General features: G+C 65.9%; 9 protein-coding genes. 1 reads left to right on the plus strand and 8 read right to left on the minus strand.

What is annotated here, in order from left to right; translation table 11 throughout:
* The 8 genes from EHS19_RS11050 to EHS19_RS06825 all read right to left on the minus strand — a co-directional run.
* Positions 1 to 228, minus strand: a 228-nt coding sequence (locus tag EHS19_RS11050) for a hypothetical protein (RefSeq protein WP_206666334.1), incomplete at its 3' end; no start/stop codon positions are given.
* 45 nt (positions 229 to 273) lie between these two features.
* The gene (locus EHS19_RS06795; protein WP_151917026.1) at positions 274 to 1,095 is read right to left on the minus strand and encodes a variant leucine-rich repeat-containing protein; all 822 of its coding nucleotides are present in this window, start codon (positions 1,093 to 1,095) and stop codon (positions 274 to 276) included.
* Positions 1,096 to 1,109: 14 nt separating this feature from the next.
* Positions 1,110 to 1,997, minus strand: a complete 888-nt coding sequence (locus tag EHS19_RS06800; protein ID WP_151917027.1) for a PP2C family protein-serine/threonine phosphatase — start codon at positions 1,995 to 1,997, stop codon at positions 1,110 to 1,112.
* Position 1,998: 1 nt separating this feature from the next.
* Positions 1,999 to 4,533, minus strand: a complete 2,535-nt coding sequence (locus tag EHS19_RS06805; RefSeq protein WP_151917045.1) for a transglutaminase domain-containing protein — start codon at positions 4,531 to 4,533, stop codon at positions 1,999 to 2,001.
* 116 nt (positions 4,534 to 4,649) lie between these two features.
* Positions 4,650 to 5,810 (minus strand): DUF58 domain-containing protein, encoded by a 1,161-nt coding sequence (locus EHS19_RS06810; protein WP_151917046.1) that lies wholly within the window; start codon positions 5,808 to 5,810, stop codon positions 4,650 to 4,652.
* Between the two features lie 266 nt (positions 5,811 to 6,076).
* Complete coding sequence (locus tag EHS19_RS06815) at positions 6,077 to 7,561, minus strand: AAA family ATPase (protein ID WP_421745387.1); 1,485 nt, start codon at positions 7,559 to 7,561, stop codon at positions 6,077 to 6,079.
* 353 nt (positions 7,562 to 7,914) lie between these two features.
* Positions 7,915 to 13,947, minus strand: coding sequence for an Ig-like domain-containing protein (locus tag EHS19_RS06820; protein ID WP_151917028.1), 6,033 nt, complete (start codon positions 13,945 to 13,947; stop codon positions 7,915 to 7,917).
* A 30-nt stretch (positions 13,948 to 13,977) separates the two neighbouring features.
* A complete protein-coding gene (locus EHS19_RS06825) occupies positions 13,978 to 15,423 on the minus strand; it encodes a serine/threonine-protein kinase (protein ID WP_151917029.1) in 1,446 nt (481 codons plus the stop codon).
* Between the two features lie 452 nt (positions 15,424 to 15,875).
* Between EHS19_RS06825 and EHS19_RS06830 the strand changes: the two genes are divergently transcribed.
* Complete coding sequence (locus tag EHS19_RS06830; protein WP_151917048.1) at positions 15,876 to 20,207, plus strand: PD-(D/E)XK nuclease family protein; 4,332 nt, start codon at positions 15,876 to 15,878, stop codon at positions 20,205 to 20,207.
* Positions 20,208 to 20,232 lie beyond the last annotated feature (25 nt).

Raw genomic sequence — 20,232 nt, forward strand, 5'->3', positions numbered from 1 at the left:
AAGGCGACAAATGGAACCCATGCTGTGTGGATCGGCCTGTGTCGTTCGCGGATATCGTTTGCAGGTGCCGTTTGCAGATGCCGTTCGCAGATATTGTTCGCGAGCAGCATCGCTCGCGAACGGGAGAGGGGAAAACTCGCGCAATAAAACATACGCAATGCGGCTCACATGCAAGGGGCCGGCGTGATGCTTGATATAACTCGCAGTGAGCACTCCATCAAGCATCACGCCGGCCCCGTCCTCTGACCGTATAGGCGTTTAGGCGTTTAGCGCTTAGCGCGTGGCAAGCGCGGCGTTGACGGCCGGATCGTTGAGCTGACCGAGCCATTCGAGCAGCTCGGGGTAGGTGCTGGGGTTGCGCGCGAGGCACGGACGCAGCTCCGGCGCGTACTGGGCGATGTAGGCCAGCGTGGTGGCGTCGGTGTTCGGATCAAGAGCCTGCTCCGCAGTGTAGCCGTACTGGTTGGTCGCCACCGGAACCTCGAATCCGGATGCGGCGGGCTGCGCGGCGGCGGGCTGGACGGCCGCCGACTGTGCGGCCGCGGGCTGCGGCTCGGCCGCATACGCCGCGGCATACGCGCTCTGCGAAGCGTCGGCGTAGTTGGCAGGCTGATAGGTCTGCTGTACGTTCTGCGGTTGTGCGGCGGCGTAGGCTGCATCGGACACAGGCTGCGCCGCGTAATCGGCGGCGGCATATGCCGGCTGAGCGGTCGGCTCCACAGCGGCTTGAGCGGCCGGCTGCGCATAGTCATAGGTTGCCGCCACAGGCTGTGCGGCCGGCTCCGTAGTCGCCGGTGCCGCAGCCGGCGTTGCGGCAGGCTCGGTCACAGCAGCCGGAGTTGCGGCTGCAGCAGTGGCCGGAGCCTGCTGATCGACGACCGGACCAGCTTGGGCGACGATGCCCAGAGAAGCCAGATACTGGCGGGCGCGTTCGTCGCCGAATTCGGCGATCCAGCGCTTGAGTCCGGCATACGCACGCGGATTGGCGGCGACATTGGCACCGAAATCGGGATTCTCGTAGGCGATTTTCGCGAGCAGCACGGGATCGGCGTTCGGATCCTGCACCGTTGCAACGGCGAGTTCGTAATCAACCATGGTTACCTCTTTCTTTATTGTTCCTGGGCATGGTCGAACGTGGTCTGGATGCGCAGGGCATCAAGGGTCTCGTCCGAAACGGATTCAAGATCCTCTCCCTCGGCTAGTTTACTTGCATGCCATGGAAGAAGGGTCGAATCGTCTTCATTGGTGATATCGGCGACGATGACGGTCACGTTGTCGGTGCCTCCGGCATCCAAGGCGGCCGCGATCAACGCGTCGACGGCATCCTGCGGTTCACGGTTCGCGGCCGCGATCGAGGCGATCGTATCGTCGTCCACCTCGCCGTGCAGCCCATCGGAGCAGATGATGAACCGGCCATCCGGCTCGACGGCGTAGAAGTCAGGGCGAATGCCCTCGGGATCGCCGATGCACTGGGTGATGATATTGCGCGGAATCGTCGCCTCGGCCACCTCGGGCAGCATGGTGCCCGAGTCGATGGCCTCCTGCCTCTTGGAGTGATCCTTGGTGACGTGCGAGATCGTCGAAGCGTCCCACGCCCCGTTTTCGTCGCGATCAAGATGATAGGTGCGTGAATCCCCGATATTGATGACGTACCACATGCCGGGCTCCCGCTCGGCACCTTCGGTCAGGGCATGCGGGCTGATCATGCCGGTGACCGTGGTCCCGGACACGCCGTGCAGCTCGTCGCCGATGGCCAGCACATCATGCTGCGCCTGTGCGAGCACGTTCTCGATGTCGGCGCGTGAGCGGAACGGCATCGCGGCGAGATCGCGCAGTCTGGCCACTGCCGAGGCGCTCGCACGCTGCCCGCCGACACCTCCGCCCATGCCGTCGCAGACGAGATACACGCCGTTCTCCGCCATGCCGCTGTCCTGGTTGTTTTTGCGCCGAAGCCCGATATTGCTGGCTATGGCGGCTTGAATATGCCGTTCGGTCATATCACCGGCCCTTTCGTTTCCTGATATGTGACAGTATAGGTCCGTTGAACGCGTTTCGCAGAGAGAGCCTCGTGCGGATGCGCCGAAGACGGGGCTGGCTGGCGAGCATGGTGCGACGCGTGCGCATCACGTCACGCCAGTAGTCGTGCGCCTGGGCATCGTCGATCGGCTCTGCTGAGAACGCCGCATAGTCGGCTTCGCGGCCAAGCGTGATCAATGGCATCGCGTCGATGTTGAGCTGCCGGGCGATGGCGACGGCCTGTTCGCGTCGTGTTCCCGATGCCGCGATGCCGCTTTGCCGTGCGAGCGCGTGGATCGCATGCCATCCTGCGGCAACGCGCTGCCCGGCATTGCCGCGACGGCGAGAGCGAGCCAGTGCGATGGCTTTGATCAGCAGAATCAGCAGCGCGATGAGCAGCGGAATCCACAGGGGTGAGGACCAGATCAGCACGGTGATGACGATGCGTCGAATCCGCGCCCACGCCAGATCGTCGGCGTTGCCGCCTTCGGCATCGGTTCCGGCGAGCGCCGACTGCCCGCGGGCCTGCGTCTCGTCGCGCAGCGGATCGGTGAGCGGGACTGGAGGCTGTCGGACCAGCGTCTGCGGGTTCGGGGGCGTCAGATCCTGATTGTCGTCGGGAATCTTCGATTCCTTGGGCGTCGGATAGAACGCGACCCAGCCGTACCCCTCCAGTTTGATCTCGACCCATGCTTCGATGTCGTTGCCCTTGAACTCGGTGAGCGTGGAGCCGTCCGGTTGCTTGACGGTACGTTTGTCGCTGATGCCGCCCTCGTCGTCCTTCGGGAGGAATCCGAGCACCACGCGCGAGGGGAGTCCCAGTTCACGGGCCATCAGCGCCATGGCCGAGGCGTACTGTTCGCTGTCGCCCACCATCTGCGTGCCGGCCAGCAGCAGATTCACGCGATAGCTGCCGTGCCCGGGAAGCGACTGGAAATCGCCGGTCAGACCATGCGAGAACCATCCGGAATCCCTGAGCTTGGTGGCGAGCGTCAGGGCAGTCGAACCGGCATGGCCTTGCCCGCCGGCCGCGGCGGTGGCGAACTTGCCGACGGAATCGGGCACGTCCTTGGCCTGAGGCTGAAGCACCTGCGCGGCGTCGGCGTCGGCGATCTGCCGGTCCGTCGGCGTCGCCGGTATGACGCCCTCCTCGGTATAGGTGACGCCCCCGCCGACTTTGTCTTTGACGATCGCGGAATCGGTGTCGGTGTTGTAGTAGAAGCGATCGGTGAGGGACTGGTCGCCGAATCGCACCGACGTGGCCTCGCCGGCCAGCGGAAGCCAGTATTCGGAAAAGCCCTTTTCGATGGTGAACGTACTGTTGATCGCGGTGCCTGCCGTCTTGCGGCTGCCGTTGCTGCCGTTGCTGTTGTTGCTGTTGTTGTCGCTGGCATCGTCCGCGTCGCCGGCGCGCTGGATGCGCGTGCCGACGCGGCGGTAGTCGGATGATCCCGATGCCTCGCGCGAGTCGGACAGATTCCACACGCTGCCGTCGAATGAATCCATGACGGCGAGACGCAGCGGCGTGCCCTGGGGCAGATCGGTGACGCGCACCAGCGTATCGTCCTTGTGGTCCTTGATATAGGCGCGCATGCCGCTTAGCGGGCTCGTATAGTCGTAGGGACTCAGCGGCGGATCGTACATGTCGCGCAGCGTCATGCGCTGCTGACCGATCAGGATGCAGCCGCCGATGCCGATCGCGGCGGCGAGCGTCACGATGATCGTCGCGCTGATCCAACGGCCCAATTCGAGCAGTCCCATGCGCCACGACATCCATATGACGGCGATGATCGCGGCGGCGACACCCGAGGCGATGCGATGGAATCCGGATGATGTGCCCAGCAGTGCGCATGCCACCAGCGCGACGGCCTGCGGCAGCGGGCACAGCAGTACTGCCCAGCGCGGTTCGGCCACGGCGAGCGCGGCGGTGAGGAAGGCGATCCACAGGCCTATCGTCCATACGGCCATCAGCGAGCCGCCATCGGCGCCGATGGGCGGCTGAATGGAGATCAGGTATTTGAACGATCCGAACGTCGCCGACCATCCACGGCTCAGCGTGTCGAGCGTCGGCACGACATGTCCGATGGTTGTCTCGTTGAGCGCGAGGATCGGGCCGATCACCCACTGCGCCGCCGCCAGAAACACCAGCTGCCACCATAGCCGCAGCGCCGAGGAAACGCCGGCCAGACCGATCAGCGCGCCGATCAGCGATGCCGTCAGCGCGGCCGGCACCCATAGGAGGAACGAGCCGTAGATGTCGATGAGGTTCGACGTGGCGATCAACGTCAGTGCCGCCGCGACCAGAGCGCTGACGCAGGATGCGCCCCAATGGCGTTCGTCGTACGCCACCGGGTGCCTAGGGCGGCCGCCACGCGTCATCCAGATCACCGAACGGGTCGAATCCGCCCACGAACCGGTGGTCGACGCGGTGGCCGAGGCGGTTGCGTCGAGACGAGGACCGTGCTGCGGGTTCGGCAGTGCGCCGGGTTGCGCGCCGGGTTGCGCGCCGGGTTGCATGCCTGGCTGAGCGGCCGCTGTCGACCATGCGGTCGGGGCGACCGGAGCAGCCGGGGAACCGGGGGAAGCCGGCCGTGGATTGAAATGGCGGGGAGCCGCGTTGCCGGAGGAAACGTTCATGACAGTGCCTCCATGACCAATGGCAGATCGTCGAGCGAGGCGACGGTGGCCAGCGTGAAGCCTTCGAATCGGCGGATGGATTTGTTGGCTCCGGGAACGGTCTGGATGACCAGTCGGCGAGCGGATGCGGGCAGTGCCAGCAGCATGCGCTTGACCTGGTCGATGCTTTTGATCGAGCCGACCACGAAGTAGTAGAAGGATGCATCCGGCGTGTGGGCGAGTGTGGACCGGACGAGATTCGGATCGTCGCCGCGATCGGGGACGATCGCGCTGCACGAGTCGAGGAACGCCATCGCCAGCTTCGGCGTGGCATGCGCGTTCGCGGCATGCGAGGCCAGCGGCCTGTTGAGCGCCAGACACTGCACGCCGATCGACGCGTAGACCGAGATCGCCAGCTCGAACTCGTCCTGACTGATGTAGTCCTCGGGATTGACGCTGATCGTCAGCGACGTGTCGGTGCGTCGGGTCGCCTCGTACTGCCGGATCATCAGTGTGCCGGTCTTCGACGAGCTCAGCCAGTGCACGTTGCGCACATCATCGCCGGGACGGTATTCGCGAAGACCATAGAAATCAAGATCATCGTCGACGATCTGCCCGCTTGGCTGCCCCTCGAGGTCACGCGCCACGCCGGCGTCGAGATTCGGCAGATGCACGATGCGTGGATGGATGAATATGGTGACGCGTTCGGCCAGATCCTTTTCATGGCGGGCCAGCCCGAACGGATCGCCCTTGCGCACGCGAAGAGGGCCAATGCCAAGCACCGCGCGGGACATCGCCGTGAACTGCACGACCGTCCGTTTCGACTGCGAGGGGGCGAGCATGGGGATGGAGAACCGCTCGTGCATCGTGCCGATGGGCAGATCGCCGCGAGCGGTCGTGGTGGCGGTGCGCCCCGGATTGTCGATGTCGACGTTGACGCAAACCTCGTCGCCGACCGCCACCCGCTTGTTCGACACATCGATCGACGCGCGGAATCCGGTGTTGCCCAACGACATCAGCAGCGCGGCGAGCATCATCGTCGTCATGATGGCACCGATCGCCAGCAGCTCATGCCAGCCGAACCGGGCGAACGCGGCGAAGGAGAGCGCGCCGATGCCGATCGTCACCCAGCCGAGCGTCGAGACGTAGCCGGTTAGCACGTGACGCAGCGCGCGCATGATGCGGCGAATGCGCCGTTGCGCAACGGAACGGCGGTCAGCGCGCTTATCGGAGCGCTGATCAGCGCGCTTCGCACTGCGCTTCTCGACACGCCTGCCGGAGCGCCTGTCGGAGCGCCTGTCGGCGGAATCCCGCCGGATGCGTTGTCGCGCGGCCTGTGGATGTGCCATGGATGCTCCTTGTGTTGCTTCTCTACGCTCCTCGCGTTCCACGGTCTGACATGGGTTCTGTGCGGTCTGTGCGATTTGTGCGGTTCCGTGCGATCCTACGCGCCGAATGCCGCGCCGACCGTCGGCACGGGGACATCCTCCAGCAGTCGGGTGATCACGCTTTGCGCGTCGTCGCCGGCGAACGTCGCCTCGGGGGTGAGTGCGATGCGGTGGGCGAGCACCGGAACCGCCAGCTCCTTGACGTCGTCGGGAACCACGTATCCGCGTCCGTCCGCCGCAGCCCAGATGCGCGCGCAGCGGGTGAGCGCCAACGCGCCTCGCATCGATGAGCCGACGGCGATCTTCTCGCTGCGTCGGGTCGCTTCGACGATGCGCACGATGTATTCGAGGAGCGCGTCGTCGATGTGGATGCCTTCGGCGACGCCGCGCAGTCGCATCACATCATCGCCGGTGAGCACGGGGGAGACCGTATCGGCGCGATCGGTCACGTCCACCTGGCGGAGAATGCCCACGCTCACATCATGACCCGGATACCCGATCGAGGTCTTGATGAGGAATCGGTCCATCTGCGCTTCCGGCAGTTTGTAGGTGCCGAGCTGCTCGATCGGATTCTGCGTCGCGATCACGATGAACGGCTGCGGCACCTCGTGCGTGACGCCGTCAACGGTGACCTTGCGCTCCTCCATGACCTCCAGCAGTGCCGACTGGGTCTTCGGCGAGGCGCGGTTGATCTCGTCCGCCAACACGATGGAGGCGAAGATGGGTCCTTCTCGGAATGTGAATTCGCCGGTCTTCTGGTTGTAGAACGTGACGCCGACCACGTCGGACGGCAGCAGATCCGGCGTGAACTGGATGCGTTTGAACGGTGCCTGGATGGAGTGCGCGATGCCTCGGGCAAGCTGCGTCTTGCCGGTGCCAGGGTTGTCTTCCAGCAGGATGTGGCCGCCGACCATGAGCGCCGTCAGACACAGGCGGATCGCGCGCTCCTTGCCGACCACCACGCGGGAGACGTTGGTGAGCAGCGCGTTGAACGCATGCTGGAATTCGCTCACCTGCGCGCTTGGCGTGGCGGCAAGTACGGGCGACGATGCGGCGCGCGCGGTGGCTGTGGTGGCTGTGGCTGCGGTGGCTGTGGCTGCGGGATTCGTTGCCGCGGGGCTGAACGACGTGGCGGCTCCGGTGATCGGCGCTGCCGCGGCGGTCGCGTTCGGCTGAACGGTGGCTGCCGAGGCCGGTATGGCCGGTGCCGTCGGGGTCGCTGCCGCAGTGGGCATGACCGGCGATGCGGCCGGATATGGCTGATTCGCTCCTGCGGCGGGTGATGCTGCCGTTCCTTCCCGCGAGCCGCCGAACTGTTGGGCAATCGCGGCGGAGACCGCAGCCGCGCGTCCTGTTGCCGTGATCACGCGCGTCTTGTCGTCGAGCGACACCGGAGCCGTCGGCAGCGACGGAGTCGAGACTGGCGTTGCGCTGACCGCTGACGCCGCGGATGTGGACGACCTCGCAGGCGCCGGCCGAGTCGGCATGGCGGGCGATGCGACCGCGGTTGCAGCAACGGCAGCTGCCGCCGGCGATTGCATGATCGGCGCGCGGGTGATCGTGTCGTCGAAGGTGGCTGCGGCACCGACCAGCGTCGCGCTGGTGCCGGTGGAGACCGCACGGCTGTTGGACGTGATATGCGTGGCGTCGGAGAGCTGCGTGGCATCATCCAGTGGCGAAGCGCCGGAGACATTCGTCGGATCGGTGATGTGCGTGGCATCCGACATATGCGTCGGATCGGTGATGTTGGTGGGATCGTCCAGCGGCGGGATGCTCGGTGTGCTCATGGGTTCCCTTCCTGTGGTTGAGAATGGCGATGTTCTCGATGATGGCAATGTGGGTGATGACGATGGCGGAGTGATGGACTATGGATGCATGGATGATGCCTGTCGCGTCATAGTCCTCCTTCGCGCAGTGCGTTGAGCGCGAGAGCCGCGAAACCGGGATACCGGACACGTTCCTGACGCGCGGCGCGGATCATGTCGGGCAGCGACGTCGGTTGCGTTGATGATGTCGGTTCCGTCGGCTCGGTCGGTTCGGTCGGTTCCGTCGGCTTGTCCGGTTCGACCGGCGTGGTGACCGGCGCGCGCTTGCGCTCGACGTCATGCTTGTCGCTGACGGTGTCCAGCGCACTGTCCGTGCCCTTCACCAGAACCGTCCACTGGTACGTGTCGGCATCGGGAATGCCCTTGGCATCGATCGTATGTTCCTTCGATGCGCCGAATTCATAGGACTTGCCGTCTACGGTGATGACGTAGCGCAGTTCGTTCGGCTGCCCCCAGCTTTCGTAGACGGGCGGCGTGACATGGATGAGATCATGCTCCTTCTCATCCCAGCTCAGCGAGCCCGTGTCGCTGATCTGAGCCGCGCGCTTGTACGTGTGGCTGCCGGTTCCGGTGACGCCTTGGCCGTCGCGCCCGTTGAGCTTCGCGGTCACCTTCGGCTCGGTGCAGGTGGTCCACGGCTTGAGGGTGAACGATGCGCTCGTCGCATTGGTGGTCGTCGTGCCGCCGCCGTTCACGCTGACGGTGAAGGAGTCCCAGTGCCCTGAATCGCCGGGCGCCCACGTCACCACGCATTGATCGGATGAGCTGTCGCCGGCCTTGATGGCCACATCCTTCGGCTTGCTGATGTCGCCCTTCAGCTCGATCTCCTTCGTATCCGAGGAGGAGCGGGCACTCGCCTGCAGAGGTTTAAGCGTCGCGGTGATCCGCTTCTTGCTGAACAGATCCTGCTGTGGAATGTCCTTGGTATCTGTCGGATCATCGCAGGGGAGGACTCCTGTGGCGTATCCGGAAATGTCGATCGACGCGCATCCCGCGTTGCGCAGCTGTCCGAGCGCAACGCTGATGCGCATCCTGTCGCCGTCCTGCGTGAGCGTCAGCGTCGGCTTGTCCGGGTCTCCGTAGACGACCGCCCCGTCGCTCGGCTTGCTCGGCTGGCCGTCGCCGGTGACGTTATGCGCCTTGACGGTGGCCGAGAACGTCTCGCCGTCCACGATCGCCTCATTGGGCACCGTGAACTGCGAGCGGGTCGCCCCGTCGGTGGTCTGCGTCGCGGTCCACCCCTTGCTGCCGGTGAGCGTCACCGTGTAGCCGTCCGGAGCCGTGCCCTCGTAGTTCGGCCGATCCCAGCTGACGGTGGCGACGTTGTGTCCGCCCTCCACCCGCACGTTGCCGGGCGCCGACGGCACCTTGTCCGGCTTGCCGGTCACGGGGGCGGAGGGCTCGGACCAGCCGACCTCGTTGCGCGCCCTGACGGTGAACGAATACGTTTTGCCGTTGGTCAGGGAATCGATATGACAGGTGGTGACCGCTCCGCAGGATTTCTTCCCCTCGTCCCAGGAGACCTCGTAGTCGGTGATCGGGCTGCCGTTGGCGGCACCGGGCGTCCAGCTCAGATCGACCGCGCCGTCCGCGGGCTTGCCGGAGATAGGCGACAGCAGCGGTGCCGCGGGCCGATCGATCACGGAGACCGTGATCGAAGCCGTCACCTGACGCGCCTGCGTCTTCGTTCCGTCCTGGATGGTGGCGAGCACCGTGTTCGTCGACGCGCCGATGTCGGACGCGGCCCTGATGGTCACGTTGCCGTTTGCCGGGCATTCCACGGAGAGTTTGGCGGCGTCGTCGGACGTGCAGCCGATCACGCTCAGCGGCGTTTCCGGGAACGGATTGTAGGCCCCCTCCAGCAGATCCACGCTTGTCGTCGAACCAGCCTTGAGCTTGGCCTCCTTCGCACTGACACGCGCCAGCGGTCTGGTGGATTGGACGACCTGAACGGTCACGCCGGCGTTCACCGTGCCCTTGGCATACGAGATGGCGATCGGCACGCTCACCGTGGTTCCGGGGTTCGCGTCCTTCGGCGCGCTGACGGTGAGCAGTCCGGCCGCGCTGACCTTCGCCTCGATCGGTCCGGACACGGGGGACGCCGCATAGGTGTATGCCTTCTCGTCCTCGTAAAGTCCTTCGGGCGCATGGGTGAGCGCGGTCAGATCGATGGTCTTCGCCTCTTCACCGGCCACGACGTCGATCGTCGAGGAGGAGAACGTGGGCGGGGGCACGTCACGGCCGATCACCGTGATCGGCAGGGTCAGCACCGCGGAATTGACGATCTTCGCCTTGTCGGTGTCCTTGGCGTCCACTGCGGTGAACGTGATGGACGCGGGTCCCGCATAATCCTTGGGAGCGGTGAATTTGAGCGTCTGATCATCGACATACAGGTCGCCGTCCGCCGCCTTGGTGGCGCTCACCGAGTCGGGGGACGCCACATACGGCTCCTTGCCGACGCCGACGCGCACATAGTCGGCGATGTTGATGGTGATGCTTTCCCTCGCGTTGACGCGCAGCGCCGGCGCCTTCGGGCGCAGCGTCGGCGGGAACACGCCGTATGCGGGCACCTGGATGAACGCCGTGGAGGTGATGTGGTACTTCGTGTTCGTCACCGTATAGGGCACGGCGCGGGCCTCCTCGGTCAGATCCACCGAGATCACGGTCGAACGCTGCCCGCCCTTGAGTCGCGCATGGGCCTTGGCCGAGGCGTCCACATCGACGCTGAGCTCGTCGATGGGGCCGGACGGATTGGCGATCCATGGGGAGACGTCCACCTCGACGGTCTTCTTGTCGATGGTCGCCGCCGCCGGCACGCGATAGTCGTATGCGGTGGGCGGCTCGATCGGCGCGTTCGGATCGACGTGCACGGTCAGCGTCGCCGTGTCGCTCAGCCCTGCCTTGTCGGCCGCGGTGTACACGATGTACCCGGTCGTCGCCGCGTTCGGCGTGGTGAACGCGATCATGTCGTCGCTCACCTTGGCTCCCTGGATCCCCTGCATATCGAGTTTGGGTTCGATATGCAGATCGGTGTTGTCGCCGGAGATGTCGTTGAGCAGCACCGGCACCGTGGCCGCCGTGTTCGGGCGCAGCGTGATCTCGTCGTCCCGTGCGTAGACGCCCGAATCGGATGCCCCTTGGAATACGCCGACTCGGATCTGCGCCTGGGCGCGTTGTCCGGTCCAATCCTCGACGGCGTAGGAGAACGTGTCGGTGCCGGAGGAATCGGCGTACGCCTCATAGACCATGTAGTTCGCGCCGACTTCGCTGATGCGTCCCAGCTTCGGTGCCTTGTTGCCCAATCCGAGCAGCTGGTCGTCGTCGCCATCGACGTCGATGCCGGTGAGCGTGATGGGGATGCGGACCTTCTGCCCTGCCGCCACCTGCGCCTCGACGTCGGCGGGGGTGGGTGCGGCCTTGCCGGAGGCGTTCTTCTCGTGCACGGTGATGGTGATCGTGCCGGATGCCGCATTGCCGCGGTCGTCCTTGACCGTGTACGTGATCGGGAACACGCCGGTCTTGTCGGACGCCTGATAGCGCACGGTGTCGCCGGACACGAAGGCCAGTCCGCTGAAGGTGGCCTTGTCGGTCTTCAGATCGTTCTGCAGCGTGACGCCGACGCCGTCCGCGTGGGAGACGTGATCGAGGACGTTGACCGAGACGATGCCGCCTGCGCGCACCTGCGCGTTGATGTTCGACGCCTTGGGTGCGCTGTCGGAGCCGGTCAGCGCCGGAGGCTGCAGCACGATCACGCCCTGCGACGAACCGGCGGCGTTGGCAACCGTGTAGGTGATCTCCACCGGGCTGGTGGGCACCTGACGCGCGGTCATATACACCCTGCGATGGCTGACCAGACCGGTTTTGACGCCGAGCGACGGGTCGGCCGTGACCGATGTGACGGACAGCACGCCGCCCATGGGATCGACGTCGTTGGCGAGCGGCTCCACGATCGCCGTGTTGTCGGAGTCGAGCAGCGCCACGTCGTTGGCGGCGACCGGCTTCGCGTTCTGGCCGTCGGCGGGAGCCACCTCCATGCGGGCCAGTCCGGTGGCCGCGATCGTGCCCTGTGTGATCGTATACGGCACATAGTAGGTGCCCGGAGCGGATGCCTTGAACGTCAGCGTCAGATCGGCGGCGTTCACCGTCACGTTCGTGCCGGACGGCGTATCCGCCGCGGACAGCTGCGCGGGCTGCGCCGACGTGCCGTGCACATAGGGTTTGAGATCGACCGTCGTCTGCGTGCCCGGCATGGTGCGTCGCGCCACCGCGTCGATCGTCGCGGCAAGCGTGTTCGCTGGGCGAATGGAGAAATACGCCAGACCGGTGCCGGTCTTTCTGCCGTCCGAAACGGTGAGCTCCACGGCCACGCGCCCTCCTGTGGCCGAACCGGCGTCGAAGGTCAGCTGTCCGTCGGCGCGCGTGGAGACGACCACCTGATCGCTGTTGCGCACCGTTGCGCCGACGAGCGTCAGCGGGTCTCCGTCCGGGTCCGAGAAGCTGCCGAGCGCGTTCGTCGTGTAGGTGGCACCCTGTTCGACATCGTATTCGGGAGGCGTGTCGGTCTGCTTGGGGGCGCCGTTGCCGGTGGCGGAGACGATGGTCAGCGTGACCGTGGCCGAGGACGTCTGGCCGCGTCCGTCGCTGATGTCGTAGCTGAACGTCACCGTGCCGGCCGTGGCCTTGGATGCGTCGAGCTGCAGGAACCGGCCGTCATAGATCGGCGAGACGGCGATGCTTGCTCCGTCCGGCGCGCCGACCTTGGTGATGGTCAGGACCGAGCAGTCGGTCTGCTGGTCGTTGCGCAGCACGTCGAGGATCTGATGCCCGCCGGCGCGTGCCTGAAGCTGATCGTCCTGCGCCTTGATCTGGCCGGACTGGGCGGAGCAGGTCCGGCTGAACCGACGCTGGTTGTTGGCGGACTGGTCGTTGCTGTTCTTCGTCGAGGTCTGCTCCGTCTGGATCTTGTTCCATTGGATTTTGATCAGATCGGTGTTGACGTCGGGATTCCAGACGTTGCCGTTGGCGCGGTCGTTGAGAATGACCAGACGATGGTTGGTGCGGAACACCAGATCGGATGTCGTGCCGACCTGGGGGAGTGATTCGAAGGCCTTCTCGCTGCTGTTGCGATCGCATGCCCTGATGTAGTTTCTGGCGCTCTGCGCCCATGCCGCGTGCACGCAGCCGTTGGCGGACACGGGCTTCGCCGCCTCGCCGTCGCCGCCCGAGGCGAGTCGGCGCGCCTGACCGGAGGCGTTGAGATCCGCCAGATACAGCGTTCCGGCGCCGGCGGCGGCGACCCATCCGCTTTGGCGTCCGTCGGTGTCGGGCGATTGCAGGACCAGCCGTTCGCCGGAGCCGGTCGATGCGGTGCCGCCGCTCCATGTGATCACGCCGTTGGCGACGATGACCGGCACGCCGGCGATGACGGTGAAGTCGTCTGCCGGGGCGGGACGTCCGTCGCTGAGCGTCAGGAGCGTGCGCGGCGAGGACGACTGCGGGTCGTCGATCACCAGCACCGAACCGTCTGAGGGGCGGTATCCGTAGACCTTGCCGTCGTGGGTGAGAGCGATCCTGCCTCCCGCGCCCAGCGTCATCCGAGGCTCTGACGATGTGGGCGAGACGGCGTCGAGCTTCGAGGCCAGTCCCGTCCACACCTTGCCGCTTTTCGAGTCGAGGAACGCGATCGTGTCGCCGCCCACCTGTGCGTCCATTGCGGAGGTGATCTGCGTTCTGCCGGCGATGGACAGCGTGGACGCGGAGAAGCCGGTGGCCTTGGTTCCCTCGGCGAGCACCATGTCGGCATCGTGCTGGGCGACGTCGAAGCGCGCCGCCGACGAGGAGACGGCGCCATCGGGCTCGGCAAGCCGGACGTTGAGCCGTGCCGCCTTGCGGTTGTTGAGCGAGGTCACCCATACGGTGCCGTCGTCGAGATGGACGTGGGGATTGGTGACCGAACTGATGATCACGGCACCGGCGATGATGCCGAGCAGCATGAGCAGGGTGACCACGGGCGTCACCCATGTGCGTCCGCTGGCGGGCAGAAGGCGTCGAAGCGCGAATCGAGATGGTCCGGAGCGTCTGTTCGTCTGTCGAATGCCCATATCCCTCTCCTTAGCAGCTCAATGCCATTATCAGCCCTGAGGGCGTACCGCGCATGCGATCGTCGGTTCGGTGGACATGTGCCGATCAGACCGCACGATGCTGATGCGGATGCAGGTCTGCGCCGCCGTGACGTCAGTGATCGTCACCGTGGGCTTGTCCACGATGCCGGTGTCCGTGCTGGAATCGACCGCGGCCCCCTCCACCAGCTGCCAGGCGTAGGTGTCGCCCTGCCGGGGATCCGGGTTGGTCCAGGTGAAGGTGACGGCGTCGCCCTGATACGAGCCAGTCGCGTTCGTGGGCGATGGCACGTTCTGTCCGGCGACCGCATCGGCGTTGGCATCGGCATCCGCATCGCTGCCGTCGCCGCCTTTGTCTGCGCCCGGATCGTCCTCGGTCAGCGGCGAGGTGCGGCTCGACTGGTCCTCGGATGGGGATGCATCCAGCCGAGGCGCGACGACGGTGACGAAGATGATGGCGATCGCCGCGATGACGGCCGCGATGCCGGCGGCTATCGCTGCGGGCCTGACCCAGTTGCGCCGCGCCGAGGCGAGCGAGGGGGCGGCAGGATTGGCAGCGTCTGGTCCGCGGCGTTCGATGAGCCGATCGGGATACTCGGGCACGCCTTCGGCTGTGACCGGCGTGACTCGCCCATAGCAGCGATACTGCGCCCGCTGCATGGCCCGCGCAAATTCAAGGGCCGACCCGTAGCGTGCGTCCGGGTCCTTGCTCATCGCGCGGCGCAGCACGCGCTCGACGTCCGCTGGCACGTCGGGCCGACGAAGATGCGGAAGCTCCCGGTTGACGATGATCTGGGCCAGCTCGTCCTGCGTGTGCACGGCATACCCGTATTCGAACGGCGAACGCCCGGTGAGAATGCCGAACAACGTTGCCGCAAGCGAATAGATGTCGGAGGCCTCGTTGCCGCCGCTGCGGCCGGTGAGCACCTCCGGTGCGGCCCACGGGTAGGAGAATCCGGTGCGCACATTCGCCTGATACACGTTCGTCGAGATGCCGAAGTCCGCCAGCACCGGCAGCCCCTGCGCGGTGATGAGGATGTTCGCCGGCTTGATGTCCCTGTGCACGATGCCGCGTCTGTGGGCGCAATACAGCGCGCCTGCGAGCTTGATGCCCAGATCGAGCATGCCCGGCGCGTCGAGCGGATGGGTGCGCATGATCTCCTTGTAGGAGCCGCCCGGCGCGAATTCGAGCACGATATAGCCAAGTCCCTCGCTGGTGACGCCGGCGTCGTAGATCGAAAGGATGTAGGGATGCGTGCTCAGCGCGGCCATGAAGTTCGCCTCGTTGCGGAAACGCGCCGCCGCACGCGGGTCCAGCGACGAGCTGGAGACCTTCACCGCCACGTCCCGCGCGGGAACGCGTTGGTGATACTCATAGACGGACGCGGTGGAGCCGGAGCCCAGCGCGCGCACGAAATCATACCCGGGCAGCTGCGGCGGCATGGGATGCGAGACCATGTCCCTGCCCTCCCTTCCTCGCGTCGGACATCGTTCCTCCTATTCCTATGTTGGAGCAAGGACAGTGTTCGGATGGCGTGCCGCGCGTCGTCTGCCGCCGATAGGATTGCCCCCACGACGTGTGTGGCCATATTGTCCGGTTGATGATGGTGAGACCCGCGAAAGCGGCAATGGAAATCAATGAGCATCGAGTCATCAGGACCGATCAAGGAATGAGGTGGCATATGCATAACCGTGACGAACGAACGGATGACGGCCGCAGGGCCCGATCCGCGGATGCTGCTGGAGCAGTGGATGCGGCCGGCGCATCGAATGCGGCCGGCGTGATGGGGGGTGGCGCCGCTTGGCCGTGCGTCGAGCCGCTCGGCTCCGACGGGCGGCCTGCGGACAATCGCCGAATCGGCGTGGATGAACTGGCATCGGGGCTACTTTCGGGCGGCGATGCCAATGTCATGCTGATCGGAGGTCCATCGCGGTCGGGCAAGACGCTGCTGTGCCGTCGCCTGCTGGTCGCTGGGCTTCGCGCGGCGGGCGACGGTGCAGGCGTGATGTGCGTCGCCGGACGTCAGGAGGCCGACCGGATCGGCGACGAGGTGATTCGCGAGCTGGGGGCCACCTCACAGGCCAGACCGGTGACCACGCTGTCCGCGGTGGCGTTTCGTCTGATCAACGCGATGCGCTCGCGCGGCGGCATGCCGTTGCCGAAGCTGCTCAACGGAGCCGAGCAGGATGCGCTGCTGCGTCAGGTCGCCGACTCGCATGTGCGCCACGTCCAGACCGGCGAACCCTGCGACGTGTGCGCGCTGCTGCGCTCGTACTTCGCATCCGACGATTGGGCGAACGTGATGTCGCGCGAACGCGACGACGATCTGCCCCGCGGCATCGACGACTCGTTCGTCATGCAGCTGCGCGACATGATCTCGCGCATGAACGAGCTTGGCATCGACGCCTCCCGCGAGCCGCGCATCCTCACGGCACTGGGTGCGGCCGCGCCGTCCGGTCCGCGCAACGCGCCGCTGTGGACCGCGCGCGTCGAACGACTGAGGATCCAATGGATGCTGGCGTTCGCGCTGCGACGCCAATATGCGGACATGATCGAACGTGCATACCCCGGCCAATTCCGCCTCGACTCGTCGCGGCTGCTTGTCGAAGGCGCACAGATCGCGCGCGATTGCCCCGACGAGCTGCTTCCCCGGTTCATTGTGGTGGACGGATATCAGGATCTGACGCTGGCCGGCCTCGCCTTCCTTGAGACGCTGCACGACCGAGGCGTCGGACTTGCGCTCGTCGGCAACCCGGACGAAGCCGTGCAGACCTTCCGCGGCTCGTTCCCCGAGTACCTGTTCGAGCAGGCCCGCACCCGCCTGTCCGCCAGGGAACTGCGCATCGTGAGTCCCGCCGACATCATTGCGGAAGACCACAGCAGTCGCGCAGACCGCCCGCGCCACGAGCGCACGTTGCGAGCGCTGCGAGACGGAGGCGGCACCTACGCCGATCTGCTGGCGTCGCGCATCTCGTTGTCGATTCATTCGACACGGCACGAGGATCGCCCCATCGCGCTGCGTGCCGGCAAGGAGCCTGCGCTTGAGGGGGCCGCGCCGATCCGCACGCTTGCCGCCGACGACCGCAGGGCGGCCGATCGCGGCGTGGAAACCGGTCTGTACCGCAGCCCCGCCGAGGAGATCGACGACGTCGTATGGCGCATCAAACGCGAGCATCTGCTCAATGGCCGCCCGTGGAGCGACATGGCGCTCATCGCCCATGACAACACGACCGTTCGCGCGTTCGGCGAGCGCCTGCGCCACGACGGCGTGCCGGTTCGCTATTCGTCGGTCACACGCCCGCTGCGTGACGAGCCGTTCGTTCAAGGGCTTTTCGCGCTGCTGGAGCTCGCCCGTCTGCGTGATCAGGCGCGGCGGGGCAATGGCGATGGCGGCGGCCCGATCGATTCGGGTGCGAGCCTGACCGCATTGGCGGCGACGGTGCGCTCGCGGGTGAGGATGCTCATGGACTGTCCGCTGATCGCCGTTGGCGCGGATCGCACGCACGAGGGGCGTCCGGCACGTCTGGACGTCATCGAATCGGCCATGAACTCGATCGGATCGCTCGCTGGAATCGTCGGCGCAGACAACGCGGATGCCGCGTCGCCGGCTGCGGCGCAGAGCGATGCGGCAGACAACGCCGCTGCCGGGGTCGGGACCGGGATTGGATCCGATGCCGGCACTAGGCTGATGGGGCTCATCCATGAGTGGGATGCGATGCTGGGCAGGGCGCGTCAGGCGCGCGGCCAAGCGGACGTGATCGTGGACGATTCGCTGGTCGCCGGGCAGTCGGCGGATTCGGCAACGTCGCCGCAAGCCGCATTGCCGCAAGCCACGTCGCCGCAAGCCGCACCGAACGCGGCACCGTTGTCGGCACAACCGACGGTGGCATCGGCGGCCGTCGACGAGCCGTCGTTCGGGCGGGATGCGCTCTATCTGCTGATCATGTTCGGCGATTGCGATGAGGTGCTCGCCTCGATTCAGGCGGTGTGCGGCTCCGATCGCAATGCGGACGCGTTCGCTCACCTGTGGAATCTGGTCGATCGCGTGCGCGGCGGGTTCGCCGGTCTGCCGTCGGACGAGCCGCAGTACGCGCTGTGGCTCGCCTGGCAGACCTGCGATGTCGCGAATCGCTGGCAGCGCGTGGCATTGGGCAATGACGACGCCGCCCGTGCCGCCAATGATCGGTTGGATGCGGCGATGCGGCTGTTCGACTATGCGTCGGGTGCCGCAGCCGCCCGTGATCTCGACGGGTTCATCGCGCAGGTGCGTTCGATGCGCATCGAGGCGGATTCGCTGGCCAAGGTCGCGCCACTCGACCAGGCGGTGACGCTCACCACGCCGGCCGGTGCGGCGGGTCGTCACTGGCCGTTGGTGTGGCTTCCCGCGATCCAGCAGGGCGTATGGCCGAATCTTGCAGAACGCAACGCCATGTTCGGCGGCGACGATCTTGCCGACGTGGTGCTTGACGGCGTGTTGTCCGATGAGCGCGACCAGGGGGGCGATCCCCATCTGGAGGCGACGCTGGCCGCCGAACAACGCGGTCTGCTGGTGGCGATCACGCGCGCCGACGAGCGACTGTCCATCAGCGCGGTGTGCAACGACGACACGACGCCCTCCGATTTCCTCTACGGCTATCTGCCGGAGCGGTATGATCGCGCGCAGCATGCCGATCCGCATCGTCGCCGATACACCGAAGTGGGGCATGACGACCGCTTCGCCGGACTCGATATGACGCCGCGTGCGCTGGTTGCCGCCGCGCGCGTGGAGCTCGCGTCGAACGCCCATGATTCGGCCGGTGCCGCGGATGCCGTCGCAGCACTGCACGAACTGGCTTCGGCCGGAATCGATGCGGCTGACCCCGAGCAATGGGCGTTTTCGCACGAGGCGGAGCGCCATGCGCAAGGCGATGCATTGCCTGCCGTGCACGAGCCGCTGCCCGGCGCGTCGGCGGCGTCGGTTGCGTCGTCTGCATCCTCTCGATCAGCCGATTCGACCGACTCGGCCGTGCGGGCGGATGCCGCACCCATCGTCGTGCTGTCGCCGTCCGCGGTCGATGGATTATGGGAGTGCCCGGTGTGCTGGCTGCTGGAGAACAGATTCTCCGGTCCGCGCATCTCAAGCGCTGCGCTCTCATTCGGCACGATCATCCATGCGGTCGCCCAGAAGGCGGCGGAACAGGGGTGGGATCTGCCGGATCATCATGCCGAACTGCCGATCGATGGGCGCATCGACGCGATTCGTGACGAGATGATGGCGGTCTATCGCGATCTGCGCGCCGATCCGCGTCTCATATCCGATCCCACGGATCGATACAAGGCGTTGCAGAAGGATGCCAAGGCCGCAGAGACGATCAGGAACATCGCCGACTATTTCGTCACCTCCAACACCGCCGATTATCCGGGCGGGAACGCCAAATACTTCTCCATCGGCACACTGCAGCAGTCCGACTGCGAGGTCGAATTCACGGCCACGATCGGGCTGAACGACATCCAGGCCCTCTACAATGCGATTCCCGGCATCGCACCGGTCGGCATCGAGGAGCTCGCCGCGATCATGGGGAGCCTGATCGGCGGCTGGCCGGACGGCTTCCGCGACGATCTGCGGGTGCGCCTGTCGGGGCGGGCGGATCGCATCGAACGGCGGCTTATGGACGACGGTTCCTCGATTCTGCATCTGATCGATTACAAGACTGGAGGCGCACCCAAGAAGGAGCGGATCTTCAACGATCTTCAGTTGGTGTGCTACCAGCTTGGCGTGCTGTTCGCCGATTCGGATTCGGCAGTGGCGCGGAGCATCGCTCACAACGGCGTGATACCGCCCATCGGCGGCTGCGCGTTGTTCCATGTGGCGCAGAAGAACGCTCCGGCGCACAGCTATTCGCCGGAGGGGCTGTTTCAGCCGCCGCTGGCCGTTGACGGGCATCTCAATGATCAGGCCTTCACCGTGCGTGACCGCTACAAGGCACTTTCTGGCCTGTCGGATGCCCCGGATCCTGCGCAGACGCCGCCAGAAGGCGTGTCGGACGAGGCATGGGCGTCGCTGGTCGGTCTGCGCGGCACGCAGACGATCTGGGCGCTGACCATGATCTCCCGCGTGTTCTACGCGGCGGCGGCCAGCAGATCCACACGAATCGAGGCCCATCATCCGAGCGAGACGCATCTTCAATATTGCCGCATGCTGCAGGTATGCCCGGCATGCGCGGGCGGCATCGAGACCATCTACGAATCGAGGACGGCATGAGCGGCGAAATCAGGAATACCGAGAA

It is taken from the genome of Bifidobacterium jacchi (assembly GCF_009078285.1).
GTDB classification, from domain to species: Bacteria; Actinomycetota; Actinomycetes; order Actinomycetales; family Bifidobacteriaceae; genus Bifidobacterium; species Bifidobacterium jacchi.

What these genes read in the sequence shown, in the direction of transcription:
- EHS19_RS06825 (WP_151917029.1), bottom strand. Translation starts at nt 15,423, where the DNA reads ATGGTCTCGCATCCCATGCCGCCGCAGCTGCCCGGGTATGATTTCGTG.
- EHS19_RS06815 (WP_421745387.1), bottom strand. Translation starts at nt 7,561, where the DNA reads ATGCAATCGCCGGCGGCAGCTGCCGTTGCTGCAACCGCGGTCGCATCG.
- EHS19_RS06805 (WP_151917045.1), bottom strand. Translation starts at nt 4,533, where the DNA reads ATGCAACCCGGCGCGCAACCCGGCGCGCAACCCGGCGCACTGCCGAAC.
- EHS19_RS06795 (WP_151917026.1), bottom strand. Translation starts at nt 1,095, where the DNA reads ATGGTTGATTACGAACTCGCCGTTGCAACGGTGCAGGATCCGAACGCC.
- EHS19_RS06800 (WP_151917027.1), bottom strand. Translation starts at nt 1,997, where the DNA reads ATGACCGAACGGCATATTCAAGCCGCCATAGCCAGCAATATCGGGCTT.
- EHS19_RS06810 (WP_151917046.1), bottom strand. Translation starts at nt 5,810, where the DNA reads ATGCGCGCGCTGCGTCACGTGCTAACCGGCTACGTCTCGACGCTCGGC.
- EHS19_RS06830 (WP_151917048.1), top strand. Translation starts at nt 15,876, where the DNA reads ATGCTGATCGGAGGTCCATCGCGGTCGGGCAAGACGCTGCTGTGCCGT.
- EHS19_RS06820 (WP_151917028.1), bottom strand. Translation starts at nt 13,947, where the DNA reads ATGGGCATTCGACAGACGAACAGACGCTCCGGACCATCTCGATTCGCG.